This window comes from Kineococcus rubinsiae (assembly GCF_011839805.1).
In the GTDB taxonomy this organism is placed as follows: domain Bacteria; phylum Actinomycetota; class Actinomycetes; order Actinomycetales; family Kineococcaceae; genus Kineococcus; species Kineococcus rubinsiae.
Window position 1 is genome coordinate 1 of the sequence record NZ_VWPY01000024.1, and the last position, 26,330, is coordinate 26,330.

A 26,330-nucleotide genomic window follows, 5' to 3' on the forward strand; every position below is an offset into this window, starting at 1 on the left:
GGGTGGCGGGGAGCCCGGCCGCGGTCGCGAGCGCGGTGCCCAGCAGGTCGCGCGAGGCCGCGACGGACACGAGCAGGCGCGCCGTCCCGGCCCCGGGCGGCCCGGCGGCACCGGGCGCGGCGACGGTGCCCAGCGCGCCGTCCGCCGTGCGGGTCAGCAGCGCCAGGAGGGCGGCGACGTCCGTGGAGGTGGTGGGCGGGGAGGCGGTGGGCGGGGCGGGGCTCGGCGTCGCGGTGACGGCCGCCGCGGCCGGGTCGTCGCCGAGCGCCCGGCGGTGGGCGGCCGTGGCGGTGGCGACGGCGGTGACCGCGGCCTGGACCTGCGGGGGTGTGCCGGGCGTGGCCACCGCGAGCGCCGCCACGGCCCGGGCGTCGGCGACGGCGGCGTCGCGCGCGTCGTCGTCCGGCCCGCGCTGCACCGTCGGGGTGGTCTCGGGCGAGGCGACGAACCGGACGCCGCAGCCCGTGAGGCCGCCCGCCAGCAGGAGCCCCAGGACGGCCCGGCGGGAGGTCGCTGCAGGTCGCACGGCGTGATCGTCGCACGGGGACGCCCCCGTCCCGGCCGGCGGCGCGCCCCGCGGGGTGCCACCGGGCCCCGTCCGCGCGGTCGGGCCGGCCGGGCCCGCCGGGATAGGCTGTCGCGTCGTCGCAGGCCCCTGTCCGGGGCCCGCGCGCACGAGGAGAGGAGCCGGACGTGCCGTCGCTCGACGAGGCCGTCACCGGGGTGCTGACCGAGGTCGTCGACCGGGCCGGGCTCACCCTCGACGAGGTGACCGTGACGTCCGCGGGCCGCCGGCGCGTGGTGCGCGTGGTCGTGGACCTGTCCGGGGACGAACCCGGCGAGGTCAGCATGGACGCGGTCGCCACCGCCTCCACCGCCGTGTCCGAGGCGCTCGACGCCTCCGACGTGCTCGGTGAGGCCCCCTACACGCTCGAGGTGTCCTCCCCCGGGGTCGACCGCCCGCTCACGCTGCCCCGGCACTGGCGGCGCGCGCTGACCCGGCTGGTCCGCGTCGTGCGCACCGACGGCGGGGAGCTGCTGGCCCGCGTGGTGGAGGTGGACGCCGACGGCGTCCTGGTGCACCTCGAGCCGCAGTCGGTGAAGGGCCGCCCGCCGCGGGCCGCCGACGTCGGGCGCCCCGTGCGCCTGGCGTGGGCCGAGGTCGCGCGCGGTGAGGTGCAGGTGGAGTTCCGCCGCGCCGACGAGGACGCCCTCGACGAGCACGCGGACGACGACGCCACGGACGAGGACGACGAGAACGACGACGACGAGCTGGACGACGAGAACGACGACGACGGACGCGAGGACGAGCAGTGAACATCGACATGGCCGCTCTGCGGGGGCTGGAGCGCGAGAAGGAGATCTCCTTCGACACGCTCGTCCGCGCGATCGAGCAGGCGCTGCTGGTCGCCTACCACCGCACCGACGGCGCGCAGCAGCAGGCGCGCGTCGAGCTGGACCGGACCTCGGGCGAGGTGCACGTCCTCGCCACCGAGCGCGACGCCGAGGGCGCCGTGCTGCGCGAGTACGACGACACCCCCTCGGGCTTCGGGCGCATCGCCACGACCACGGCGCGGCAGGTGATCCTGCAGCGCCTGCGCGACGCGGAGGACGAGCAGGTGCTCGGCGAGTACGCCGAGTCCGAGGGCGAGATCATCTCCGGCGTCGTGCAGCAGGGCCGCGACCCCCGCATGGTGCAGGTCGACCTCGGCGCGGTCGAGGGCGTCCTGCCCCCGCAGGAGCAGGTCCCCGGCGAGCGCTACGAGCACGGCACGCGGCTGCGCTGCTTCGTGGTCGCGGTCCGCAAGGGACCGAAGGGCCCGCAGGTCGTGCTCTCGCGCTCGCACCCGCAGCTCGTGCGCAAGCTGTTCGCGCTCGAGGTCCCGGAGATCGCCGACGGCACCGTGGAGATCACGGCCCTGTCCCGCGAGGCGGGCCACCGCTCCAAGATGGCCGTGCGCGCGACGGTGGGCGGCGTGAACGCCAAGGGCGCCTGCATCGGCCCCATGGGCCAGCGCGTGCGGGCCGTGATGGCGGAGCTGAACGGCGAGAAGATCGACATCGTCGACCACGACGACGACCCCGCGGCCTTCGTGGCCAGCGCGCTGTCGCCGGCGCGGGTCACGTCCGTGACGGTCGTGGACGCGGAGGCCCGCTCGGCGCGGGTCGTCGTGCCCGACTACCAGCTCTCGCTGGCCATCGGCAAGGAGGGCCAGAACGCCCGCCTCGCTGCGAAGCTGACGGGGTGGCGCATCGACATCCACCCCGACACCGAGGCCGACGGCGGGTCCGCGGGTGCGGGCTCGCGGCCCGCGGCGGGGGCCCGGCCCGAGCGCTGAGCGGGCGCGCCGGTGCTCCCGGCGGGTCTACACTCGGGACATCGTTACACTGACCCAGACCGGTCGACCCGACCGGCGATCCACCGCGCGCCCTGCGTCCGCGGCCCCCGAGGGGGCTGTCGCGGAACCAGTGCGCACCTGCGTGGGCTGCCGGTCGCGGGACGTCCGGTCGGCGCTGCTGAGGGTCGTCACCGCGGTGGACGAGGACCTGCTCCTCGTCCCCGATCCGCGGGGGCGTCTCCCCGGCAGGGGCGCCTGGGTGCACCCGCACCTCGCGTGCCTGGACCAGGCGGAACGGCGCAGGGCCTTCCCCCGCGCACTCCACCGTCCTGGTCCCCTCGACACCTCCGCCGTGCGCAGGCACCTGGAGGCCGTCGTCACCACCACCACCGATGAGAGCGGGTCGAACAGCTGATGAGCACTCGATGAGCTTGCAGCGATGAACACCCCCGACTGACGACGGTCCGCGCCCCCGAGAGGTAGCCCGGACCGAGACAGGAGACAAGTGGCCAAGGTCCGGGTCTACGAACTCGCCAAGGAGTTCGGAGTCGAGAGCAAGACCGTCCTCGCGACGTTGAAGGAGATGGGGGAGTTCGTCCGGTCGGCGTCGTCGACCGTCGAGCCTCCCGTCATCCGGCGTCTGAAGGACAAGTTCCCCACCGACGGGACGTCCGCGTCCCCGTCCGCCGCCCCGGCCGTCAAGCCGGGTCCGCGTCTGCCGGCTGGTGCCCGTCCGGGCCCCGCGCCGGCTCCCGCCCCCGCGCCGCGCCCCGAGGTCGAGGCGCCCCGCGCGCCGGCGGCCCCGAGCGCTCCCGCCGCCGAGGTCCCCGCGTTCCAGGCCCCTGCGGCCGAGGCGCCCACGCGCCCCGCGCCGCAGCGTCCCGGCCCCGCGAGCCGTCCGGCTCCGGGTCCCGCCGCCCCCGCGGCGCGCCCGTCCACCCCGCCGCCCGCCGGTGGTCCCGGTCAGGGGGCCCGTCCGGGCGCCCGCCCCGGTGGCCCCGCGGCCCCCGGCACCCGTCCGGGTGCCCCGGCCGGTCCCGGCGCCCGTCGTCCCGGCGCTCCCGAGCGCGCGGGTTCCGAGCGTCCCGGGTCCGACCGTCCGGCGTCCGAGCGTCCCGGTCCCGACCGCGGCGCTCCCGGTGAGCGTCCCCGCGGCGACCGTCCCGACCGCGGCGCCGAGCGCCCCGCGGCCGCGGGTCGTCCCGGTGCCCCGGGTGCGGCTCGCCCGGGCGGCTCGACCCGTCCGGGCAACAACCCGTTCGCGCCCAGCCAGGGCATGCCGCGTCCGCAGGGCGGCGGTGGCGACCGTCCCGGCGGTGGCGACCGTCCCGGCGGCGCGCCGCGTCCCGGCAACAACCCCTTCGCGCAGAGCCAGGGGATGCCCCGCCCGCAGGGTGGACCGCGTCCCGGTGGCCCGCGTCCCGGTGGCCCCGGCCCCGGTGGTCCCCGTCCCAGCCCGGCCTCGATGCCGGCGCGCCCGACGGTCGGCCGTCCCGGTGCGGGTCCCGCCCGTCCCGGTGCGCCGGGCCGCGGCGGTCCCGGTGGTGCCCGTGGTGGCGGCGGCGGCTACGCCGGTCGTCCCGGTGGCGGCACCGGTGGTCCCGGTGGCACCGGTGGCGGCTTCCAGGGCCGTCCCGGCGGTCCCGGCCGCGGTGGTCGCGGTGGCACCCAGGGTGCTTTCGGGCGCGCTGCGGGCCGTCCCGTGCGAGGCCGGAAGTCCAAGCGCGCGAAGCGCCAGGAGTTCGAGGCGATGCAGGCCCCGTCCGTCGGCGGCGTGCAGGTCCCGCGCGGCGACGGCTCGACGGTCGTCCGCATCCGTCGCGGCGCCTCGCTGAGCGACTTCGCCGACCGGATCGACGCGAACCCCGCGGCCCTCGTCACGGTGCTGTTCCACCTCGGTGAGATGGCCACCGCGACGCAGTCGCTGAACGAGGACACGTTCCAGACGCTGGGCGCCGAGCTCGGCTACGTCATCGAGGTCGTGTCCCCGGAGGACGAGGAGCGCGAGCTGCTCGCCGGGTTCTCCATCGACCTCGACGCGGAGCTCGAGGCCGAGGGCGACGAGGAGCTGGAGTCGCGGCCGCCGGTCGTGACCGTCATGGGTCACGTCGACCACGGCAAGACGAAGCTGCTCGACGCCATCCGCTCCACCGACGTCGTCGCCAAGGAGGCCGGGGGGATCACGCAGACGATCGGCGCCTACCAGGTCACCAAGGAGCACGAGGGCGTCGAGCGGGCCATCACCTTCATCGACACCCCCGGTCACGAGGCCTTCACGGCCATGCGTGCCCGCGGTGCGAAGGTCACGGACATCGCGATCCTCGTGGTCGCGGCGGACGACGGCGTGATGCCCCAGACCATCGAGGCGCTGAACCACGCCCAGGCGGCCGACGTGCCGATCGTGGTCGCGGTCAACAAGATCGACAAGGAGGGGGCCAACCCCTCCAAGGTCCGCCAGCAGCTCACCGAGTACAACCTCGTGGCCGAGGAGTACGGCGGCGACACGATGTTTGTCGACGTCTCCGCACGCCAGGGGCTCAACCTCGACGCGCTGCTCGAGGCGGTCCTGCTGACCGCGGACGCGGCGCTGGACCTGCGGGCCAACCCCGACAAGGACGCCCGCGGCATCGCGATCGAGGCGAGCCTGGACAAGGGCCGCGGCCCCGTCGCGACCGTCCTGGTCCAGTCCGGCACCCTGCACGTCGGTGACGCGATCGTCGCCGGCACGGGGTACGGGCGGGTGCGCGCCATGCTCGACGAGCACGGCAACGCGCTCAAGGAGGCGACCCCGTCGCGTCCGGTCCAGGTGCTCGGGCTCACGTCCGTGCCGGGTGCGGGGGACACGTTCCTCGTCGCTCCGGACGACCGCACCGCCCGGCAGATCGCGGAGAAGCGCGAAGCCGCCGAGCGCAACGCGGCCCTGGCCAAGGGGCGCAAGCGGATCACGCTGGAGGACTTCACCGCGGCGCTCGAGCGCGGCAAGGTCGAGAGCCTCAACCTCATCCTCAAGGGTGACGGGGCCGGCTCGGTCGAGGCGCTCGAGGACGCCCTGCTGAAGATCGACGTCGGCGACGAGGTCGAGCTGCGGATCATCGACCGCGGCGTCGGGGCCATCACGAAGAACAACGTGAACCTGGCCATGGCGTCCAACGCGATCATCCTGGGCTTCAGCGTCCGGCCCGAGAGCCAGACGAAGGAGTACGCCGACCGCGAGGGCGTCGACGTCCGCTACTACTCGGTCATCTACCAGGCGATCGAGGACGTGGAGAACGCCCTCCGGGGGATGCTCAAGCCGGAGTACGAGGAGGTCCAGCTCGGGACCGCCGAGGTCCGCGAGGTGTTCCGCTCCTCGAAGTTCGGCAACATCGCCGGAACGCTCGTCCGGTCGGGGCTCATCCGCCGCAACTCCAAGGCGCGCGTCGTGCGCAACGGGGTCGTGCACGGGGACAACCTCACCATCGAGTCGCTGCGGCGCTTCAAGGACGACGCCACCGAGGTCCGCGAGGGCTACGAGTGCGGCATCGGCCTGGGGTCGTACAACGACATCCAGATCGACGACGTCATCGAGACGTTCGAGATGCAGGAGAAGTCGCGCGGCTGACGCACGACCACCCCGCCCGTCACGACGTGTCGTGACGGGCGGGCGGGCCTGACGCGAGAAGGGCCCCGACGCACGACGGCCGGGGTGGGACCTCCCTCCCACCCCGGCCGCTCCGTCCGCACCAGCGGACGGTCACCGGAGCCGCGGGGGAGGACGCAAACCCCCCCGATGTTCGCTGGAACCCTCACCATCGACCTGCTGCTGGGCGACGTGCACTCCCTCAAGGGCAAGCGCAGCGTCGTGCGGCCGCTGGTCGCGGAACTGCGCCGCGCGTTCGACGTGGCCGCCGCGGAGACCGGGCACCTGGACCTGCACCGCCGGGCCGAGGTCGCCATCGCCGTGGTCGCCCCGGACGCCGCCCGCTGCACCGACGTGCTGGACCGGTGCGAGCGCGCCGTCGCCGGGCACCCGGAGTTCCAGATCCTGTCGACGCGACGGCAACTGCTGTCCTCCGACGACGACTGACCCGAAGCCAGAACAGGAGAGTCCCGTGGCGGACCCCACCCGAGCCCGCAAGCTCGCCGACCGCATCAAGGTGATCGTGGCGGAGGCGCTGGAGAAGCGCATCAAGGACCCCCGGCTGGGGTTCCTCACCGTCACCGACGCCCGCGTGACGGGCGACATGCAGCACGCCACGATCTACTACACGGTGCTCGGCACGGACGAGGAGCGCCAGGGCACCGCGATGGCGCTCGAGAGCGCCAAGGGCGTCCTGCGCGCCGAGGTCGGCAAGCGCACCGGCATCCGGCTGACCCCGACGCTCACCTTCGTCGCGGACGACATCCCCGAGACCTCCCAGCAGATCGAGGACCTCCTGCGCGCGGCGGCCGAGCAGGACGCCCGCGTCGCGGCGCTGGCCGCCGGCGCGAAGCCCGCGGGTGACGCGGACCCGTACCGCAAGCCCGTCGACCTCACCGACGACTTCGGTGAGGACGACGAGGACGACGACGACGAGGACGACGAGGACGACGCTCAGGAGGAGGCGGCCGCCGCGGACGGCACGGCCCGCCCCGTCTGAACCAGCCCGCCCGCCGGGTCCGCGCCCGCACCACGGGCCGCGGACCGGCGGCGCGGCAGGGCCAGGGCGATGAGCCCGGCCAGCGCCACCGCACCAGCCCCGGCGTAGACCGCCCCGGGGGTCCCGGCGACGAAGCCGGCCGGGGACAGGTCCCCGCCCCCGCCCTCGAAGACGAGGGTGAGCAGGACGACGCCGAGCGCGACGCCGATCTCCCGCAGCGTGTTGTTGGTGCTGCTGGCCGTGGCGTGGTCGGCGGCGTCGAGGTCGGCCAGGACGGCCGTGGCCGAGGGCGCGAAGACCAGCGACATCCCGATGCCGGCCAGCACGAGCCCGGGCACGAGGTCGGCGTAGGTGGCCGTCGCCGTGGTGGCGGTGGCCAGCAGCGCGAGCCCGGCGGCCGAGGCGGCCAGCCCGCCCAGCAGGACGGGGCGGGGCCCGGTGCGCCCGGCGACGGCCCCCGCGACGGGGGCCAGCAGCATGGGCATCGCGGTCCACGGCAGCGTCCGCACGCCCGCGCCCAGCGGGCTGTAGCCCATGGCGACCTGCAGGTGCTGGGTGAGCAGGAACACCGAGCCCATGGCGCCCAGGGTGAAGAAGAACATCATGGCGTTGGCCACGGAGAAGCTGCGCGAGCGGAACAGCCGCAGCGGCAGCAGCGGTGCGGCCGCGGTGCGCTGGCGCTGGACGAACGCGGCCAGCAGGGCCAGCCCGCCCAGCAGCGGCACCAGGACGCGCGCCGAGCCCCAGCCGTCGGCCTCGGCGTGCACGACGGCCCAGACGATCCCGAACACCGCCCCGCCGCCCAGCACGGCGCCCGGCACGTCGAGCGCGGTGCGCACACCGCGGGTGCCGGGCAGCGCCCACAGGATGAGCGGGACGGCCACGACGGCCACGGGGACGTTCAGCCAGAAGATCCAGTGCCAGCTCAGCCCGTCGATGACGGCGCCGCCGATGACGGGCCCGAGCGCGACGCCGAGCCCCGTCACCCCGCCCCAGATCCCGATGGCCGCCGAGCGGCGCTCGGGGGACACGGCGCCGGCGACCAGCGCCAGCGACAGCGGGGTGATGGCCGCGGCACCCGCGCCCTGCACGGCCCGCGCGGCGATCAGCACCTCGGGGGTCGTGGCGAGCGCGGCGCCGATCGAGGCGAGCGTGAAGACGGCGAGACCGCCCAGGAAGACGCGGCGCCGGCCCCAGCGGTCGCCGGCCGCGGCGGCCACGAGCATGAGCGAGGCGAAGGACAGCGTGAACGCGTTGACGACCCACTGCAGCTGCCCGAGGGACGCGCCGAGGTCGTCGTGCAGGACGGGCAGGGCGCCGGTGACGACGAGGTTGTCCAGCGTCGCCATGAACACGGGCAGGGACGCCGCGACGACGGCGACGGGGGCCGGCACCCGGCGGGTGCGCCGGTGCGAGCGAGGAGCGGGGACGGTCGCGGACACGGGGTCCTCCGTGGTTGGCATCGGATGATTACTTCACGCTAGGCATCCACTGATACCTTGTCAACCGTGGTGACCACGACGAGTCCGGCGACCGAGCGGCGCATGTCCAGGGAGGACCGCTGGGAGCAGATCGTCGACGCCGCGAGCGGGGTCGTAGCCGTCAGCGGCTTCGCGGGGACGACCACCGACGCGGTCGCCGCGGCCGCCCACGTGAGCCAGCCCTACGTGGTGCGCACCTTCGGCGGGAAGCAGGCGCTGCTGGAGGCCGTGGCCGAGCGCTGCGCCGAGCGCATCGTCGCCGTCTTCCGCGACGCCCCCACCGACGGCGACCAGCAGGAGTGCCTGGGGGAGGCCTACGTCGACCTCATGCACGACCGGCGCAACCTCATGGTGCTCATGCACTGCTTCACCTCCGGCGACCCCGCGGTGGCCCGCCGGGCGCGCGTCTGCCTGGGCGAGGTGTTCGCCATCGTGCGCGAGCGGCTGGGCGAGGACCGCGCGGCCGTGGACTTCGTCGCGGAGGGCATGCTGCTCAACGTGCTGATGGCCGTCGACGCCCGCGACCACCTCGACGAGCACGCCGGGCTGGCGGCGATGACCGCCGCGGCCGGCGGCGGCGCCCTGCTGGCGGAGCCCGGCGCGACCGGGGGCGTGCGGTGACCGGCGACTCGGTGGAGGCAAGCACGGTGACCGGTGACGGGATCGTCGTCGTCGACAAGCCCGCGGGGCTCTCCAGCCACGACGTGGTGGCCCGCTGCCGCCGGCTGCTGAACACCCGCCGCGTGGGCCACGCGGGCACCCTCGACCCGGGCGCCACGGGCGTCCTCGTCCTGGGGGCCAACCGCGGCACCCGCTTCCTCACCCACCTCGTCGCCCACGACAAGGCCTACTCCGCCACGGTCCGCCTCGGCCTGGCGACCGTGACCGACGACGCGGCGGGCGACGCCCTCGGGGAGACGGTGGACGCCACCGCGCTCGGGGAGGACGCCGTGGCCGCCGCCGTCGCGGCGCTGACGGGGGACATCGAACAGGTGCCGAGCTCCGTGAGCGCCATCAAGGTCGACGGCCGGCGCGCCTACGCCCGGGTGCGGGGCGGGGAGGACGTCGACCTGCCCGCGCGGCCGGCGACGGTCACCCGCTTCGCCGTCGTGGGCCGCCGCGACGCGGCCCCCTTCGTCGACCTCGACGTGGAGGTCGAGGTCTCCAGCGGCACCTACGTGCGGGCGCTGGCCCGCGACCTCGGCACGGCCCTGGGGGTCGGGGGACACCTCACCGCGCTGCGCCGCACCCGCTCCGGGCCGTTCGGCCTCGCCGAGGCCCGCACGCTGGAGCAGCTGGAGCAGGACCCGTCGGTGATCCCGCTGGCCGACGTCGCGCGCCGGCTGTTCCCCGTGCGCGAGATCGACGACGAGCAGGCCGACATGGTCTCGCACGGGCGGTTCCTCGAGCCGTGCGGCGACGCGGGCCCCGTCGCGGCCTTCGCCCCGGACGGGACGCTCGTGGCGCTGCTGGGCGACACCGCGCGCGGCGCGAAGCCCCTGCTCGTGCTCACGCCCGCGGAGTAGTCCCCTCCCGCCCCGCTTCCGGGGACGCGGTCAGCGGCGCAGGGTGGTGGCGGGGCTGACCGCGTACTGCTCCTGGTAGGCGGCGGCGAAGCGGCCCGGGTGGGCGAAGCCCCACCGCGACGCGATGCCGGCGACGGTGTCCCCGGCACCGGGGTCTCCCGCGCGCAGGTCCTGGTGCGCCCGCTCCAGGCGGACGCGGCGCAGGTGCTGCAGCGGCGTGACGCCCAGGTGGGTCGTGAAGGCCTGCTGCAGGGCGCGGACCCCGATGCCGGCGGCGCGAGCCAGGTCGGCCACGGTGAGGGGCTCGGCGGCGTGGGCGTGCAGGTGGGCCAGCGCCCGGCGCAGCGTCGCCGGCCCGACCTCCCCGGGCCCTGCGAGGTAGTCGGTCGTCATGGTCGTGTTGGGGAACGTCACCAGCGCCGTCTGCGCGAGGGTCCGGGTCAGCTGGGTCCGGACGAGCGGACTGGTGAGGGGGGAGTCGGGCGCTGCGGCCTGCTGGTAGGCGAAGCGCACCAGCGAGGTCCAGTACCGCTCGGCGGCGGCGTCCACCGGCCCCGTGTCCAGGAAGCGGACGGCGGCGGCGCGCCCGTCGCCCTCCCCGTCCGCCCGGCCCGTCTCGGCGGCCGCCTCGTCGACGGCCACGAGGGGCAGCTGCTGCAGGACGAAGGCGGAGTCCGCGTGCCAGCCGGCGTGCAGCTCCTGGTCGGTGTTCCAGCGCCACGCCTGCCCGGGGGTGAGCGTGCGGGGCGGTGCACCGCCCGCGGCGACGGACAGGGTCCCGGTCTGCACCACGGCCGTCGTGAAGGTCGTGACGGGAGCGACCTCCGCCCGGCCGGCGAAGCCGTAGCGGACGGTGCTCATGGCCAGCGGGCCCGCGCTCGCGAAGGCCAGGCGGAACTCGAAGTCCGCGCCCGGGCGCCCGAGGTCGGTGCGGGTGTCGGCGTAGAGGCGCTCGATGACGGCGGCCGCCACGGCGACGTCGCGGGTCACGATCGACGAGCGCTGGACGACGTCGCCCGGCGAGGTGTCGCTGCCGGTGCTCACACGGACCCCCTGCTGGTCCCGGGTCCGGAACCGGCTGTTGCAGCCCCGCCCACCCGCATCGTAGGCCGGATCGCGAGGTCGTCGTCCGCGGAGCGAGGTGCGTCGGCTCCCACCGCTCCCGCGGCGACCGCGGACGTTTGACTGCAGTCATCGCTCCCGGCTGTGCCGGCGGAGGCGTAGGTCCGGAGCTGAAACAGACCGGTTCCGGACCGCCACCGACCGTGCCCGCGAGCCACGCCGTGCGAGCCGTCACCGACCGGTGCCCGGAGCAGCGCTCCGTCACCGCTCTCGCGTTGCCGCGCAACGGGATCACGGTCCGCGGGCCGTCCGGGGCGGTGAGCCGCCCCGAACCCGGCGGTGGAGGGGAAACCCTCCTGACAGGGGCCCCGGACGCTCCTACCATCGTGCGGTCAGACAGCGCTGAGCACGCTGTCGCTCAGGTCCCGAGGCCACCATGAGCACCAGGAGAGTCGTCACGGCAGCCCTGACCGCCACCGCGGCCGCGGCCCTGGTGACCGCCCTCACGGTCCCCTCCGCCCCCGCCACGCGGGGCGAGCCGGCGGGGCGCTGCCACGGTCTGGCGGTGACCCTCGCGGGGGCGACCCCGGCCGACGACCAGATCTTCGGGACAGCCGGCCCGGACGTCGTCGACGGCCTGGGCGGCGACGACCGCATCTACGGCATGGGGGGCGACGACGTGCTCTGCGGCGGCGCGGGCGACGACGCCGTCCACGGGGACGCGGGCGACGACGCGGTCTTCGGGGGCGACGGCGACGACCTCCTCCACGGCAACGACGGCGACGACGTGCTGGGCGGGTCGGCGGGGTTCGACCGCGTGCACGGCGACGCCGGCGACGACCTCCTGCACAGCGGTGGCGGGCGCGGCTCCTCCGCCGACCGGGCCCCCTCGCAGCTGTTCGGCGGCGACGGCGACGACGTCCTGGACGGCAGCGCGGGCCGGGACAGCCTGCAGGGGGGAGCGGGCGACGACCTGCTGCGCGGCGACGCGGGGGCGGACTCCCTGTCCGACACCGACGGCCACGACCGGCTGCGGGGCGGGACGGGCGACGACGTCCTGCGCGCGCGGGACGCGTCCCCGCCCGGCCCGGCCGACGACCGGCTGGACGCGGAGCTCGGGCACGACACCTGCCTGCGGGACGCCGCGGACGCCGCCACCGGCTGCGAACGCCTCCTCGCGCCCGTGTGAGCACGGGCGCCCGTCGCGGCACCACCGCCCGGGTGCTGACCTGACGGCCGGGCCCGCCGCAGCGGGCCCGGCCGCCGCTCAGAACAGGCTGTAGCCGCCGTCGGTGACCAGGACGGCCCCCGTGGAGAACGAGGCCGCGTCCCCGACGAGGTAGACGAGGCTCGCGGCGATCTCCTCGGGGCTGGAGTAGCGCTGCATGGGCGCGTCCTCGATCCACATCCGCCGGAACCGCGGCTCGTCGACGGGCGCCATCTCCGTCTTGACGTAGCCGGGCGCGAGGGCGTTCACGCGGATCCCCAGCGGGGCCCACTCCGCCGCCAGCGACTTCGTGAGCTGGTGCACCGCAGCCTTGGACGCGTTGTAGATGGGCTGCATCTGCGGGCGGTTGACGATGAACGCGCTGATGGAGCCGATGTTGACGATGCTGCCGCCGCCGTTCTCGGCCATCCACCCCGCGGCGACCTGGCTCGCCAGCCACACGCCGCGCACGTTGGTGCTGAGGACCTCCTCGAACTCCTCGTCGGGGATCTCCAGCGCCGGCCGGTGCACGCACGCGCCCGCGTTGTTGACGAGGATGTGGATCCCGCCCAGCTCGTCCACGGTGCGGGCGATCGCGGCCTCGACCTGGGGCCGCGACGTCACGTCCATCCCGAGCCCGAGGGTGCGCCGGCCGGTCGACTCGGCGATCTCGGCGGCGGCCTGCACCGACCTGGCCTCGTCGCGCGCGGCGACGACCACGTCGGCCCCGGCCTCGGCGAGGGCCTGGGCGAAGGCCCGGCCCAGCCCGCGGTAGCCGCCGGTGACCAGGGCCGTCTTGCCGGCCAGGGAGAAGCGGTCCAGGACGCTCACGCGGAGGCTCCTTCGGTGGTGGGGGTGAGGACGACGACGGCCTTCATGCTCAGCGGGTCGGAGTCCGCGTTCAGCGCGTCCTCCACCTGCTCCAGCGGGTAGCGGGCGGTGACCATGTCGTCGAGGTGCACCGTGCCCGCGGTGGTCAGGGCGATGCCGCGGGGCCAGGTGTCGATGTAGCGGAACACGCCGGTGATGTTGAGCTCGCGGCTGGCGATCTCCTGCACGGGCAGCGGCATCTGCTCCGCGCCCAGGCCGACCAGGACGACGGTGCCGCCGCTGCGGGTGGCGGTGAGGCCGGACAGCACGGCGGGGGTGGCGCCGGAGCAGTCGACGAAGGCGTCGGCCTGCAGGGCGGCGATCTCGGCGGCGTCGGCGACGGGGTGCAGCGCGCGGGTCGCGCCGAAGGAGGTGATGCGCTCGCGGCGGGAGTCGACGAAGTCGGTGACGACGACGTCGCTGGCCCCGCGGGCGCGCACGGCCTGGGCGACCATCGCGCCGATGGGCCCGGCGCCGGCGACGAGCACGCGGTCGCCCGGGCCGATCGACGCCTTGTGGGCGGCCCACAGCCCGACGGAGAGGGGCTCCAGCAGGGCCGCGGAGTCGTCGGAGAGGCTGTCCGGCACCAGGTACGCCTGGTCGGAGGGGGCCGTGACGTAGTCGCAGAACGTCCCGTCGTGCGGCGGCGTCGCGTAGAACTCCATGAACGGGCAGAGGTTGGAGCGCCCGGCCTTGCAGGCGCGGCAGTGCCGGCACGGGCGCTGCGGGTCGATCGCGACGCGCTCGCCGACGCGGCTCTCGTCCACGCCCCGGCCCACGTCGACGACGAGCCCGGACACCTCGTGGCCGAGGACGAGGGGCTGCTCGACGACGTAGTCCCCGATGCGCCCCTCCTTGTAGTAGTGCACGTCGGAACCGCAGACGCCGACCGAGGCGACCCGGACGAGGACCTCCCCGTCGCCGGGCGCCGGCACCGGCCGTTCCTGCATCTCGATGACACCCTTGCCGACCAGCACGCTGGCGCGCATGGTGGCGGGGACGGACCTCGTCGTCACGCTGACTCCTTCAGAGAACTCGGAACGTGCGGTCAGCCTCCCGCAGTCGCCTGCCGATGACCAGGCGCCCCCCCCGGGAGGTGGCGTCGCCGGGGAGCGCGGTCAGAGGGCGCCGGCGGGCGCCGGCTCCTCCAGCGGGCGGCGGGCGCGCTCGACCGTGCCCCGCGCCCAGGCGCCCGTCGTGACCAGGCCGAGCACGCCGACGAGGACGCTGCACGCCGCGGCGATCCACCAGACGGGGTGCGTCGCAGCGGGGAACCCGGCGGCGATCGTCCCGCCGGAGGCGCCCGCGATGGACCCGGCGACGGCGACGCCGAGGGCGGAGCCGACCTGCCGGCTCGTCGAGGCGGTGGCCGCGGCGACCCCGGCCTGCTCGCGGGGCATGCCCGAGACGGCGGCGTTGGTCACGGGGGAGTTCGCCATGCCGAACCCGGCGCCGAAGACGAAGTAGACGACGAGCAGGTACCAGAGCGGGGTCGTCGCCGACAGCGTGGTCAGCGCCAGCGTGGACGCCGTCAGGCAGACCGCCGCGACGAGGTAGGGCGGGCGGGCGCCGCGGGAGGCCACGAGCCGGCCGGACAGCGGCGCCGCGACCAGCGAGGCCAGGGCCAGCGGCAGGGTGGCGAGCCCGGCGTCCAGGGGCGAGAACCCGCGGACGTCCTGCAGGTACAGCGTGTTGAGGAAGAGGAACCCGCCGAAGGTCGAGAACACCGCGACGGCCGTCACGACGGCCCCGGTGAAGGGGGCGCTGCGGAAGAACTCCACCTGCACCAGCGGGTCGCGGCGGCGGGGCTCGTAGAGCACGAGGCCCACGACGGCGATGACGGCCACGACGACCGCGCCCACGACCATCGGCGACGTCCAGCCGCGCCGGGGGCCCTCGATGATCGCCGTGGTGACGGTCAGCAGGCCGGCGATGACGAGCAGCTGACCGACGGGGTCCAGGCGCCGGGCGCGGGCCGCGCGGGACTCCGGGACGAAGACGGCCGCCAGCACGAGCGCCGCGATCCCCAGCGGCACGTTGATCCAGAAGTTGGCCCGCCAGCCGACGGTCTCGGTGAGCAGGCCCCCGACGACCGGGCCGAGCGCGAGCGCGAGCCCGACGACCCCGGCCCAGACGCCGATGGCGCGGGCGCGGTCGCGCGGGTCGGTGAAGACGTTGGTGATGATGGACATCGCGACGGGGTTGAGCATCGACCCGCCGACGGCCTGCAGGACGCGGGCGGCGACCAGCCAGCCCAGCCCGGGCGCCACGCTGCACAGCAGCGAGCCGAGCGTGAAGACCACGAGCCCCGTCTGGAACGTGCGGCGGCGCCCGATCCGGTCCGCCGTCGACCCCGACAGCATCAGCAGGCTGGCCAGCACGAGCGTGTAGGCGTCGATGGTCCACTGCAGGTCGGCGAGGGAGGCGCCGAAGTCCGCGCGGATCGCCGGCAGCGCGACGTTGACGATCGTGTTGTCCATCGAGACCAGCAGCAGGCTGCAGCAGCAGATCGCCAGCACCAGGTACTGCCGGGAGCGGGGGAGGGTCGTCACACCCCCCATCATCGCCCCGGCGCCGCGCCGCCCGCGCGCCACAGGCAGTTGCGCGAGGCAACTGCCCGGCGGTGCGCGGGCGGCGGTGGGGTCAGCTCCGCTGCGCCAGGTAGTAGCGGATCAACGCGCCCGTCGAGGCGTCCTGCTCCGTGAGCGCCGCGTCGTCGCCGGTGAGCGCGGGCGCGATCTCCATCGCCAGCTTCTTGCCGAGCTCGACGCCCCACTGGTCGAAGCTGTCGATGCCCCACACGGCGCCCTCGACGAACGTGATGTGCTCGTAGAGGGCGATGAGCTGGCCCAGCACCGACGGCGTGAGCGCCGGCGCCATGATCGACGTCGTGGGCCGGTTGCCCGAGAACACGCGGGCCGCCACGACGTCCTCGGCCGTGCCCTCGGCGCGGACCTCCTCGGCCGTCTTGCCGAACGCCAGCGCCTTGGTCTGGGCGAAGAAGTTCGCCATGAACAGCGCGTGCACGTCGGCGTCGCCGTCGGTCAGGGGGTGGGCGGGGTTCGCGAAGGCGATGAAGTCGGCCGGGATGATCCGCGTGCCCTGGTGGATCAGCTGGTAGAACGCGTGCTGGCCGTTGGTGCCGGGCTCGCCCCAGAACACCTCGCCCGTGGCGGTGGTGACGGGGGAGCCGTCCCAGCGCACCGACTTGCCGTTGGACTCCATGGTCAGCTGCTGCAGGTAGGCCGGGAACCGGTGCAGGTACTGGGAGTACGGCAGCACCGCGTGGGTGTGCGCGTCGAGGACGTTGTTGTAGAAGACGTTGACCAGGCCCATGAGGACGGGCACGTTCTGCGCGAACGGGGTGGTGCGCACGTGCTCGTCGACGGCGTGGAAGCCGCTGAGGAACTCGCGGAACCGCTCGGGGCCGACGGCCACGGCGAGCGAGGTGCCGATGGCGGAGTCCACCGAGTAGCGCCCGCCGACCCAGTCCCAGAACCCGAAGGCGTTGGCGGGGTCGATGCCGAAGGCCTCGACCTTCTCCAGCGCCGTGGACACCGCGACGAAGTGCTTCGCGACGGCGCCGCGGCGGGCCTCGTCGTCGTCGGCCAGGACGCCCGCCTCCGCGAGGTGCGCCCACAGCCAGCTGCGGGCGAGGCGCGCGTTGGTCAGCGTCTCCAGCGTGCCGAACGTCTTGGAGGCGACGATGAACAGCGTCGTCTCGGCGTCCAGGCCCCGGGTCTTCTCGAAGACGTCGGTCGGGTCGATGTTGGAGACGAAGCGGCACTCCAGGCCCGCCTGCACGTACGGCTTGAGCGCCTCGTAGGCCATCACGGGGCCGAGGTCGGACCCGCCGATGCCGATGTTCACCACCGTCGTGATGCGCTTGCCCGTGACGCCCGTCCAGGCGCCCGAGCGGACCTGGTCGGCGAAGGCGAAGACCTTGCCCAGCTCGCGCTGCACGTCGGCGTCGACGTCCTGGCCGTCGACGACCAGCGGCGGCTGCGCCCCGGCCGGGCGGCGCAGCGCGGTGTGCAGGACGGCGCGGTCCTCGGTGGGGTTGACGTGCTCGCCCGCGAACATGCCCGCGAGGCGGCCCGCGACCCCGGTCTCCTCCGCCAGCTGCAGCAGCAGGGTGAGGGTCTCGTCGGTGACGAGGTTCTTCGAGAGGTCCACGTGCAGGTCGGCCGCGTCGAAGGTGAGGCGCTGCGCCCGGTCGGGGTCGGCCGCGAACCAGCCCCGCAGGTCCGGCGCGGTCGCGGCGCGGTGGGCCTGCAGGGCCGCCCAGGCGCTCGTGGACGTGGGGTCGACGGGCGGTCCGCCGTTGCTGCTCTGGGTCACGTGTCCTCCTGCGCTCGACTGTCGGGACGACCGTAGCCAGCCCACCGCCGGACCGCGCGCGTGGCTGCTGGCACAGTGGGCGCGTGCAGCGGTGGGAAGGCCTGTCGGCCGTCGAGGCGGGCTTCGGGCCCTCGGTGGTCGCGATCGGCAACTTCGACGGCGTCCACCGCGGTCACGCGGCCGTGCTCGCCCGCGTGGTGGCGACGGCCCGCGCGCGCGGCGCCGCGGCCGTGGCGGTGACCTTCGACCCGCACCCCCTGCAGGTGCTGGACCCCGACCGCGCCCCCGGGCTGCTGACCGGCATCGACCACCGCCTGGAGCTGATGGAGGCGGCCGGGCTCGACGCCGTCCTCGTCATGCCGTTCACGCGCGAGCTCGCGAGCTGGAGCCCCGAGCGCTTCGTCGTGGACGTGTTCGTGCGGGGGCTCGGCGCCGAGGTCGTCGTCGTGGGCCACGACGTGCGCTTCGGCTCCCGCAACTCCGGCGACCTGGGCACCATGCGCGAGCTCGGCGCCCGGCACGGCTTCGAGGTCGCCGTCCTGGAGGACCTGGGCGACCCGCGCGACGGCAGCCCCCGGTGGTCCTCGACCGCGGTGCGCGACGCCCTCGCGGCCGGCGACGCCGAGCGGGCCGCCGCGGTCCTGGGGCACCTGCACCGCGTCACGGCCGTCGTCGTGCACGGCGACCACCGGGGCCGCGAGCTGGGCTACCCCACGGCGAACCTGTCCACCGTCGAGGGCGACACCGAGGGCCTCGTGCCTGCCGACGGCGTCTACGCGGGCTGGGTCGTGCTCGGCGAGGGCACGCCGGAGGAGGACCGGATGCCGTCGGCGATCTCGGTCGGCACCAACCCGACCTTCGACGGCCTCGGGCGGCGCGTCGAGGCGTACTGCATCGACCGCACCGGCCTCGACCTCTACGGCGAGCGGGTGGCCGTGGAGTTCGTGCGGCGCCTGCGGCCCACCCTGCGCTTCGACGGCATCGACCCGCTCGTGGTGCAGATGCGCCGCGACGTCGACGAGGCCCGCCGCCTGCTGACCGGGGTGGACCGGGCGGGCTCCGCGGCCCGCGGCTGAGGGCGACGCCGCAGGTGGCGGGCCGTCCTGCGTCGGGCCTCCCGGCGCCCGGCTGGTAGCCTGGGCGGTGCCGTACTAGCGGCCGCGGATCCAGAGCGCCCGGGTGGACAAGCCCCGAGGCACCGCGCAACGACGGACCAGGAGAGCTCGTGCCCCTCGACGCTGATGTCAAGAAGAAGATCATGACCGAGTACGCCACCAGCGAAGGTGACACCGGCTCGCCGGAGGTCCAGGTGGCGATGCTGACCCAGCGCATCCGCGACCTGACCGAGCACCTCAAGATGCACCAGCACGACCACCACAGCCGTCGTGGCCTGCTGCTGCTCGTCGGCCAGCGCCGCCGCCTGCTGCAGTACATGGCCAAGAAGGACATCAACCGCTACCGCTCGATCATCGAGCGGCTCGGCATCCGCCGCTGAGGCGAGGCAGGGGTGGTCCCGCACCGGGACCGCCCCTGCTGCCGTTGCGCGCGGCAGCCGGTCCCGTCCGGGCCGGCGGCGCGCCACCGCGGCCGCACACGCGGCCGTGAGACACCAGGAGCGACCGCAGCGTCGTGCCGGTCCTCGGTAGTGGCCCCCGGACGCCGACGACGTCGGCAGCCGTGGGCCTCGATCGAAGGCCGGATCGGGTCCGTGCGCAGAGCACGGTCCCGAGACGCGCAGTCCTCCGAGCACCACAGAGGAGGAACCCGTGGAGGGTCCTGAGATCACCGCCGCCGAAGCCGTCATCGACAACGGCAGGTTCGGCACCCGCACCGTCCGCTTCGAGACGGGCCGCCTGGCCAAGCAGGCCGCCGGCTCCGCCGCCGTCTACCTCGACGGCGAGTCCTTCCTGCTGAGCGCGACCACCGCCGGCAAGTCCCCGAAGGACCAGTTCGACTTCTTCCCCCTGACGGTGGACGTCGAGGAGCGCAGCTACGCCGCCGGCAAGATCCCCGGCTCGTTCTTCCGCCGCGAGGGCCGCCCGTCCACCGAGGCGATCCTCACGTGCCGCCTCATCGACCGCCCGCTGCGCCCGAGCTTCGTCAAGGGCCTGCGCAACGAGGTCCAGGTCGTCGTCTCCGTCATGGCGCTGCACCCCGACGACGCCTACGACGTCGTGGCCATCAACGCCGCGTCGCTGTCCACCCAGCTCTCGGGCCTGCCGTTCTCCGGCCCCATCGGCGGCGTGCGCATCGCGCTGATCGAGGGCCAGTGGGTCGCCTTCCCGCGCTACTCCGAGCTCGAGCGCGCCGTCTTCGACATGGTCGTCGCCGGCCGCGTCGTCACCGCCGCGGACGGGTCGCAGGACGTCGCGATCATGATGGTCGAGGCCGAGGCGACCGAGGGCTCCTGGAACCTCATCAAGGAGCAGGGCCAGACCGCCCCGACCGAGGAGGTCGTGGCCGCGGGCCTCGAGGCCGCCAAGCCCTTCATCGCCGAGCTCGTGCGCGCGCAGGCCGAGGTGGCCGCCACGGCCGCCAAGCCCACCGCCGCGTTCCCGACGTTCCCGGACTACGCCGACGACGCCTACCAGGCCGTCTTCGACGCGACCTCCTCCGACCTGACCGCCGCGCTGCAGATCGCCGGCAAGCAGGAGCGCGAGTCCCGCATCGACGAGATCAAGGACGCCGTCAAGGCGTCGCTGGCCGAGTCGTTCGCCGGGCGCGAGAAGGAGGTCTCCGCGGCCTACCGCTCGGTGCAGAAGACCCTCATCCGCCAGCGCGTGCTGAAGGACGGCGTCCGCATCGACGGCCGCGGCCTGGCCGACATCCGGACCCTGTCCGCCGAGGTCGAGGTCCTGCCCCGCGTGCACGGCTCGGCGCTGTTCGAGCGCGGCGAGACCCAGATCCTGGGCGTCACCACGCTGAACATGCTCCGCATGGAGCAGCAGCTGGACACGCTGTCGCCGGTGACGCGCAAGCGCTACATGCACAACTACAACTTCCCGCCGTACTCGACCGGTGAGACCGGCCGCGTGGGCTCGCCCAAGCGCCGCGAGATCGGCCACGGCGCCCTCGCCGAGCGCGCGCTCGTCCCGGTCCTGCCGGCCCGCGAGGAGTTCCCCTACGCGATCCGCCAGGTCTCCGAGGCGCTGGGCTCCAACGGGTCCACCTCGATGGGCTCGGTCTGCGCCTCGACCCTGTCGCTGCTGAACGCGGGTGTGCCGCTGCGCGCGCCCGTCGCCGGCATCGCCATGGGCCTCATCTCCGACACGGTCGACGGCCAGACCCGCTACGCGGCGCTGACCGACATCCTCGGAGCCGAGGACGCCTTCGGCGACATGGACTTCAAGGTCGCCGGCACCAAGGAGTTCGTCACCGCGATCCAGCTGGACACCAAGCTCGACGGCATCCCCGCCTCGGTGCTGGCCGGCGCGCTGACCCAGGCCCGCGACGCGCGGCTGCACATCCTCGACGTCATGGCCGAGGCCATCGACGCCCCGGACGAGATGTCGCCGACCGCGCCGCGGATCATCACGGTCAAGGTCCCCGTGGACAAGATCGGCGAGGTCATCGGGCCGAAGGGCAAGATGATCAACCAGATCCAGGAGGACACCGGCGCCGACATCTCCATCGAGGACGACGGCACGGTGTTCATCGGGGCCGTCGACGGTCCCTCGGCGGAGGCGGCCCGCGCAGCGGTCAACGCCATCGCCAACCCGACGATGCCCGAGGTCGGCGAGCGCTACCTCGGCACCGTCGTGAAGACGACCACCTTCGGCGCGTTCGTCTCGCTGCTGCCCGGCAAGGACGGCCTGCTGCACATCTCGCAGCTGCGCAAGCTCTCCGGCGGCAAGCGCGTCGACAACGTCGAGGACGTCGTCGCCGTGGGCCAGAAGGTCCAGGTCGAGATCGCCGAGATCGACCCCCGCGGCAAGCTCTCGCTGATCCCGGTCGTCGCCGAGGAGGCCGCGGACGCCGCGGCCGCGCCCGAGGCCGAGCCGGCCGACGCCTGAGGTGACGGCCCAGCACGCCGGCCCGTCCGGCGCCCCGGTCGAGCTGCCCGTCGTGGCAGCCGGCCGGGAGCCGCTGACGACGACGCTGTCCGAGCAGGACGGTGCGGTGGTCCGCCGCACCGTCCTGCCCTCGGGCGCGCGCGTCCTCACCGAGGCGATGCCCGGTCAGCGCTCGGCGACCGTCGGGTGCTGGGTGGGTGTCGGCTCCCGCGACGAGGACCGGGGCCACTTCGGCTCCACGCACTTCCTCGAGCACCTGCTGTTCAAGGGCACCGAGCGCCGCGACGCCATGGACATCGCCACGGCGTTCGACGCCGTGGGCGGTGAGGCGAACGCGGCCACCGGCAAGGAGCACACGACCTACTACGCGCGGGTCCTGGACGCCGACCTGCCGATGGCGATCGACGTCGTCACCGACATGGTCACGTCCGCGGTGCTCGACGAGGACGACTTCACGAGCGAGCGCGAGGTCATCCTCGAGGAGCTCGCGATGAACGACGACGACCCCGCCGACGTGGCGCACGAGAAGTTCGCCGAGCTCGTGCTCGGCGCGCACCCCCTCGGGCGTCCCATCGGCGGGACCCCGGACACGATCCGCGCCGTCGGGCGCGGGGACGTCTGGGAGCACTACCGCGCGCACTACCGGCCCTCGACGCTGGTCTTCACGGCCGCGGGCGGGCTCGACCACGACGAGGTCGTCGACCTCGTGCAGGCCGAGCTGTCGCGCGCCGCGGGCGACCTCGGCGAGGCCGCACCCGCACCGCGGCGCACCGGGGGCACGCCCTCCGGCGGGCTGGAGCGCGGGCAGGCGCTGGTCGTGGAGCGCAGCACCGAGCAGGCGCACGTGCTCATCGGCATGACCGGCATCACGGCCACCGACGAGCGGCGCTTCCAGCTGTCCGTGCTCAACGCCGTCCTCGGCGGGGGCATGAGCAGCCGGCTGTTCCAGGAGGTCCGCGAGAAGCGGGGCCTGGCGTACTCGGTGTACTCGTTCAACGCGAACTACGCCGACTCCGGCTACGTCGGGCTGTACGCCGGCTGCTCGCCCGCGAAGGCGGGGCAGGTGGCCGACCTCATGCTCGCCGAGCTGGTGAAGCTCGCGCAGGACGGTCTGGACTCCGAGGAGCTGCAGCGCGGGATCGGCCAGCTCGCGGGCGGTCTCGTCCTGGGCCTGGAGGACTCCGGGTCGCGGATGAACCGCCTCGGCAAGTCCGAGCTGGTGCACGGCCAGTTCCTGGACGTCGACGGTGTCCTGCAGCGGGTCCGCTCGGTCACGGCCGAGGAGGTGCGAACCCTCGCGGGCGAGCTGCTCTCCCGGCCGCGCTCGGTCGCCGTGGTGGGCCCGTTCTCGGACGACACCCCCTTCACGGGCGTCCTGCAGTGACGACCGGGGTCGCGGTCGTCGGCGCACGGGGCCGCATGGGCGCGCAGGCGTGCCGTGCGGTCGCCGGGGCCGACGACCTCGACCTCGTCGCCGAGATCGGCCGCGGGGACTCCCTGGACGCCGCCCTCGGCGCGGACGTGCTGGTCGACCTCACGGTGCCCGGCTCCGTGATGAGCACCGTGGAGTGGGCCCTGGCCCACGGCCTGCACGTCGTCACCGGCACCACCGGCTGGACCGACGCGCGCCTCGCGCAGGTGCGGCGGTGGCAGGCCGCCGCCCCGCACCTCGGGGTCCTCGTCGCGACGAACTTCGGCCTCGGGGCCGTGCTCGTCATGCAGTTCGCCAAGCAGGCGGCCAAGTACTTCGAGTCCGTCGAGGTCGTCGAGCTGCACCACCCCGGCAAGGTCGACGCGCCCTCCGGCTCCGCGATCCGCACGGCGCAGCTCATCGCCGCCGCGCGCGCCGAGGCGGGGATGGGCCCCTCGCCCGACGCCACCGAGCAGGAGCTGCCCGGGGCCCGCGGCGCCGTCGTCGACGGGGTCCACGTGCACGCCGTGCGGATGCGGGGCATGACCGCCCACCAGGAGGTCGTCCTCGGCGGGCCGGGGGAGACCCTGACCCTGCGCGACGACACCTACGACCGGGCCGCCTACATGCCCGGGCTGCTGCTCGGCGTGCGCACGGTGGCGGGCCGCCCCGGCGTGACGGTCGGCCTCGAGCACTACCTCGACCTCTAGCCCGCCCGACCCGAACCCCGCCCGACCCGAACCCCGCCCGACCTGAACCCGGAGCCCCCGTGCGCACCAAGGTCGTCATCGTCGTCTCCTGCCTCGCGCTGGCGTTCTACTTCGTGCTGCTCGGCCGCCTCGGCGTCGGGCTCATCGGCACGGGGAACTGGGCCGGGGTCCTGCTCGGGGTCGCGCTGGTCCTGCTGCCGCTGGTCGGGGCCTGGGCCGTGTGGCGCGAGATCCAGTTCGGCCGGGCCACCGCGCGCCTGGGCGGGGAGCTCGCGGCCGCGGGGCAGCTGCCGGTCGACGACCTCGAGCGCACCGCCTCCGGGCGCGTGGACCGGGCCGCGGGCACCGCGCTCTTCGAGCGCTACCGCGCCGAGGTCGAGGCCGCCCCCGCCGACGCCGGCGCGTGGTTCCGCCTGGCCCTGGCCTACGACGCCGCGGGGGACCGCCGCCGTGGCCGCGCCGCCGCCCGCCACGCCGTGAAGCTGCACGCCGCCCGCTGAGCGCAGGTCGTCGCCCCGGGCCACCATGGTCGCCATGGCACTGGACGCGGCAGGCACCACCACGCTCGCGGGGCACGAGGTCCCCCGGCTCGGCTACGGCACGATGCGGCTCACGGGACCGCACGTCTACGGCCCACCCGCCGACCCCGACGAGGCGCGGCGCGTGCTGCGCCGCGCGGTCGAGCTGGGCGTGCGGGCGATCGACACGGCCTGGTACTACGGCCCGGACGTCGCGAACGAGCTGGTCGCCGAGGCCCTGCACCCCTACCCGGAGGACCTCGTCCTCGTCACCAAGCTCGGGGGTGCCCGCCGCCCCGACGCCTCCTGGATCGCGGCCCTGCGGCCGGAGGAGCTGCGCGCCGGCGCCGAGCGCGACCTGCGGCTGCTGAAGGTCGAGCAGGTCCCCGTCGCGCACCTGCGGTGGATGCCCGGGGCGCCCGTGGACTTCACCGAGACCCTCGACGCCATGACCGCCCTGGTGGACGACGGCCTCATCGGCGCCGTGGGGCTCTCCAACGTCGACGCGGGGCAGCTCGAGCTCGCCCTGGGCCGGACCCCCGTGGCCTGCGTGTCGAACGCGTACGGCCTGCTGGACCGCACGTCGGAGGACGTCGTGCAGCGCTGCGCCGCCGCCGGGATCCCCTTCCTGCCGTTCTTCCCGCTGGGGGCGACCCCGGGCGGGGCGAGCGCCGTGGCCACCGACGAGCGCCTGGACGACCTCACGGCCCGCACCGGGGCCACCCGCACCCAGCTCGCGCTGGCGTGGCTGCTGCAGCACTCCCCGGCGCTGCTGCCGATCCCCGGGACCAGCTCCGTGGCGCACCTCGAGGAGAACCTCGCCGCCGCCGACCTGCGGCTGGACGCCGACGTCGTGGCCGAGCTCGACGCCCTGGCCACCGCCGGGTAGCCCCGCACCGGTGCGCAGGCGGGTCAGTGCACGGGCCGGTCGGTGCAGGGGCGGGTCAGTGCACGGGCGCCACGGGGGAGATGACGGTCGCCCGCAGCGGGGTGCGGGCCGTGGACCAGCTCGAGGACAGCGCCTCGTGCAGGACACCGCCGGCGGCGCCGAGCGCGCCCGCGTGCTCACCCGAGTCGCTGAGGCGGACCTCGACGCCGTGCAGCTCGTGGCTCATGGCGGCCTTCAGCCGCCGGTGCACGACCGCGCGCACCCGCGGGCCCCCGCGCCGCAGCCCCGGGCCCCCGAGCACGACCTCCCCGACGTCCACGACGTTCACCACGCCGATGAGCACGTCGGCGAGGTCCTCGTCGGCCCGGCGCAGCACCGCGGTGGCCGCGGCGTCCCCGGCGGCGGCCAGCCCGTCGAGCAGGTCGTGGTCGGGCAGCACGCTGGACTCGGTCAGCGCGAGCCCCGCGCGGTGCGCGGCGGGCGCCCCCACGAGGCCGACGTAGCTGCGCACGACCGCTGCCGGGGCGGCGCACGCCTCCAGGCACCCGCGGGACCCGCAGGTGCACTCCGGTCCGGTGCGGTCGACGACGACGTGCCCGATCTCCCCGGCGTTGCCGGACTCCCCGCGCAGGACCTCGTCGCGCAGCACGATCCCGCCGCCGATGCCCGCGCCGACGTAGACGTGCAGGAAGGAGCGCGGGCCCGGGGGAGAGCGCCAGAGCTCCCCGACCGCGCAGGCCGTCGCGTCGTTCTCGACGAGCACGGGCAGGTGCAGGTGGTCCTGCAGCAGCTCGGCGACCGCCACCCCGCGCCAGCCGGGCAGGTTGATGGCCGAGGACCGCACGGGGCCGCGGAAGTCGAGCGGACCGGGGACGGCCACGCCGACGCCGCGCACCGCGCCGGGCTCCACGGTGCCGCGCTCGACGCCCGCTGCGACCAGGGTGCCCACGAGGCTCGCGGCGACCCGCACGGACGCGGCGGGGCCGACCCCGTCCCGCTCGGCGCGCGCGACGTCGAGGACGTCGCCCGTGAGGTCGAGCAGCACGGCGACCACGTGGTCGCGGTCGAACTGCACGCCCGCGGCGACGGCCGTGCCGGGCCGCACGGAGAGCGCGGCGCGCGGCTTGCCGGCCGTGCGGGGTGCCGCCGAGCGCCGGACGTCCTCGCGCACGAGCTCGCGCTCGAGCAGGCGGCGCACGATGTTGGAGACCGTCTGCAGGGTCAGGCCGGTGGAGCGGGCGAGCTCGGTGCGCGAGGTCCCCGGCGAGCGGCGGATCCCGTCCAGGACGACGGCCTGGTTGTAGTCGCCCACCCAGGGCAGGTTCGTGCCACGTCGCACGGCGC

At 75.1% G+C, this 26,330-nt stretch carries 23 protein-coding genes and 1 pseudogene; 16 read left to right on the forward strand and 8 right to left on the reverse strand.

Annotated features, from left to right (window positions below; translation table 11 throughout):
- Positions 1 to 526: pseudogene (locus F1544_RS12710) on the reverse strand (hypothetical protein); the annotation flags it as partial.
- A gap of 167 nt (positions 527 to 693) precedes the next feature.
- Here F1544_RS12710 and rimP point away from each other — a divergent pair.
- The 6 genes from rimP to rbfA all read left to right on the forward strand — a co-directional run bounded on the left by rimP (position 694) and on the right by rbfA (position 6,958).
- Positions 694 to 1,317, forward strand: coding sequence for a ribosome maturation factor RimP (rimP, locus tag F1544_RS12715; RefSeq protein ID WP_167585911.1), 624 nt, complete (start codon positions 694 to 696; stop codon positions 1,315 to 1,317).
- Entirely contained in the window at positions 1,314 to 2,339 is a 1,026-nt protein-coding gene (gene nusA, locus F1544_RS12720) for a transcription termination factor NusA (RefSeq protein ID WP_167585913.1), read from the forward strand. The genes rimP and nusA overlap by 4 nt, the downstream gene beginning before the upstream one ends.
- Before the next feature lie 142 nt (positions 2,340 to 2,481).
- Positions 2,482 to 2,754: a YlxR family protein gene (locus F1544_RS25405; protein WP_167586003.1), complete on the forward strand. Its 273-nt coding sequence runs from the start codon at positions 2,482 to 2,484 to the stop codon at positions 2,752 to 2,754.
- Between the two features lie 90 nt (positions 2,755 to 2,844).
- A complete protein-coding gene (gene infB / locus F1544_RS26340) occupies positions 2,845 to 5,940 on the forward strand; it encodes a translation initiation factor IF-2 (protein WP_167585915.1) in 3,096 nt (1,031 codons plus the stop codon).
- A 168-nt stretch (positions 5,941 to 6,108) separates the two neighbouring features.
- On the forward strand, positions 6,109 to 6,405 hold the full coding sequence (locus tag F1544_RS12735) for a DUF503 domain-containing protein (protein ID WP_167585917.1): 297 nt from the start codon (positions 6,109 to 6,111) through the stop codon (positions 6,403 to 6,405).
- Between the two features lie 25 nt (positions 6,406 to 6,430).
- Entirely contained in the window at positions 6,431 to 6,958 is a 528-nt protein-coding gene (gene rbfA, locus F1544_RS12740; RefSeq protein WP_167585919.1) for a 30S ribosome-binding factor RbfA, read from the forward strand.
- Here the strand turns inward: rbfA and F1544_RS12745 are convergent.
- Entirely contained in the window at positions 6,913 to 8,421 is a 1,509-nt protein-coding gene (locus F1544_RS12745; protein WP_167585921.1) for an MFS transporter, read from the reverse strand. The genes rbfA and F1544_RS12745 overlap by 46 nt on opposite strands.
- Before the next feature lie 81 nt (positions 8,422 to 8,502).
- On the opposite strand from F1544_RS12745, the gene F1544_RS24490 reads away from it, so the two are divergent.
- Complete coding sequence (locus tag F1544_RS24490) at positions 8,503 to 9,060, forward strand: TetR/AcrR family transcriptional regulator (RefSeq protein WP_167585923.1); 558 nt, start codon at positions 8,503 to 8,505, stop codon at positions 9,058 to 9,060.
- Positions 9,057 to 9,965, forward strand: coding sequence for a tRNA pseudouridine(55) synthase TruB (gene truB / locus F1544_RS24495; RefSeq protein ID WP_167585925.1), 909 nt, complete (start codon positions 9,057 to 9,059; stop codon positions 9,963 to 9,965). The genes F1544_RS24490 and truB overlap by 4 nt, the downstream gene beginning before the upstream one ends.
- A 30-nt stretch (positions 9,966 to 9,995) precedes the next feature.
- Here the strand turns inward: truB and F1544_RS12760 are convergent, their stop codons facing one another.
- Positions 9,996 to 11,009: an AraC family transcriptional regulator gene (locus F1544_RS12760; RefSeq protein ID WP_167585927.1), complete on the reverse strand. Its 1,014-nt coding sequence runs from the start codon at positions 11,007 to 11,009 to the stop codon at positions 9,996 to 9,998.
- A gap of 454 nt (positions 11,010 to 11,463) precedes the next feature.
- On the opposite strand from F1544_RS12760, the gene F1544_RS12765 reads away from it, so the two are divergent.
- Positions 11,464 to 12,216 carry a calcium-binding protein gene (locus F1544_RS12765; protein ID WP_167585929.1) on the forward strand — a complete coding sequence of 251 codons (753 nt, stop codon included), beginning with the start codon at positions 11,464 to 11,466 and terminating at the stop codon, positions 12,214 to 12,216.
- A gap of 78 nt (positions 12,217 to 12,294) precedes the next feature.
- Here F1544_RS12765 and F1544_RS12770 read toward each other — a convergent pair whose 3' ends face one another.
- The 4 genes from F1544_RS12770 to pgi form a co-directional block, all read right to left on the reverse strand.
- On the reverse strand, positions 12,295 to 13,065 hold the full coding sequence (locus F1544_RS12770) for an SDR family NAD(P)-dependent oxidoreductase (RefSeq protein WP_167585931.1): 771 nt from the start codon (positions 13,063 to 13,065) through the stop codon (positions 12,295 to 12,297).
- Entirely contained in the window at positions 13,062 to 14,093 is a 1,032-nt protein-coding gene (locus tag F1544_RS12775) for an NAD(P)-dependent alcohol dehydrogenase (RefSeq protein ID WP_167586005.1), read from the reverse strand. Before F1544_RS12775 ends, F1544_RS12770 begins: the two co-directional genes overlap by 4 nt.
- A 129-nt stretch (positions 14,094 to 14,222) precedes the next feature.
- Complete coding sequence (locus F1544_RS12780) at positions 14,223 to 15,665, reverse strand: MFS transporter (RefSeq protein WP_167586007.1); 1,443 nt, start codon at positions 15,663 to 15,665, stop codon at positions 14,223 to 14,225.
- A gap of 82 nt (positions 15,666 to 15,747) precedes the next feature.
- Positions 15,748 to 17,445, reverse strand: coding sequence for a glucose-6-phosphate isomerase (gene pgi / locus F1544_RS12785; protein ID WP_167585933.1), 1,698 nt, complete (start codon positions 17,443 to 17,445; stop codon positions 15,748 to 15,750).
- A gap of 83 nt (positions 17,446 to 17,528) precedes the next feature.
- Here pgi and F1544_RS12790 point away from each other — a divergent pair, with 83 nt between their 5' ends.
- The 7 genes from F1544_RS12790 (at position 17,529) to F1544_RS12820 (ending at position 24,986) form a co-directional block, all read left to right on the forward strand.
- Positions 17,529 to 18,521, forward strand: a complete 993-nt coding sequence (locus F1544_RS12790) for a bifunctional riboflavin kinase/FAD synthetase (protein ID WP_167585935.1) — start codon at positions 17,529 to 17,531, stop codon at positions 18,519 to 18,521.
- A gap of 149 nt (positions 18,522 to 18,670) precedes the next feature.
- Positions 18,671 to 18,940, forward strand: coding sequence for a 30S ribosomal protein S15 (gene rpsO, locus F1544_RS12795; RefSeq protein ID WP_167585938.1), 270 nt, complete (start codon positions 18,671 to 18,673; stop codon positions 18,938 to 18,940).
- Between the two features lie 271 nt (positions 18,941 to 19,211).
- Positions 19,212 to 21,458, forward strand: coding sequence for a polyribonucleotide nucleotidyltransferase (locus tag F1544_RS12800; RefSeq protein ID WP_167585940.1), 2,247 nt, complete (start codon positions 19,212 to 19,214; stop codon positions 21,456 to 21,458).
- Between the two features lies 1 nt (position 21,459).
- Positions 21,460 to 22,842 (forward strand): M16 family metallopeptidase, encoded by a 1,383-nt coding sequence (locus F1544_RS12805; protein WP_308470049.1) that lies wholly within the window; start codon positions 21,460 to 21,462, stop codon positions 22,840 to 22,842.
- Positions 22,839 to 23,579: a 4-hydroxy-tetrahydrodipicolinate reductase gene (gene dapB / locus F1544_RS12810; protein ID WP_167585942.1), complete on the forward strand. Its 741-nt coding sequence runs from the start codon at positions 22,839 to 22,841 to the stop codon at positions 23,577 to 23,579. Before F1544_RS12805 ends, dapB begins: the two co-directional genes overlap by 4 nt.
- Before the next feature lie 59 nt (positions 23,580 to 23,638).
- Positions 23,639 to 24,079, forward strand: coding sequence for a hypothetical protein (locus F1544_RS12815; RefSeq protein WP_167585944.1), 441 nt, complete (start codon positions 23,639 to 23,641; stop codon positions 24,077 to 24,079).
- Between the two features lie 34 nt (positions 24,080 to 24,113).
- On the forward strand, positions 24,114 to 24,986 hold the full coding sequence (locus F1544_RS12820; RefSeq protein ID WP_167585946.1) for an aldo/keto reductase: 873 nt from the start codon (positions 24,114 to 24,116) through the stop codon (positions 24,984 to 24,986).
- Between the two features lie 55 nt (positions 24,987 to 25,041).
- Here the strand turns inward: F1544_RS12820 and F1544_RS12825 are convergent, their stop codons facing one another.
- A complete protein-coding gene (locus F1544_RS12825) occupies positions 25,042 to 26,325 on the reverse strand; it encodes an ROK family transcriptional regulator (protein ID WP_167585948.1) in 1,284 nt (427 codons plus the stop codon).
- Between the last annotated feature and the right edge of the window lie 5 nt (positions 26,326 to 26,330).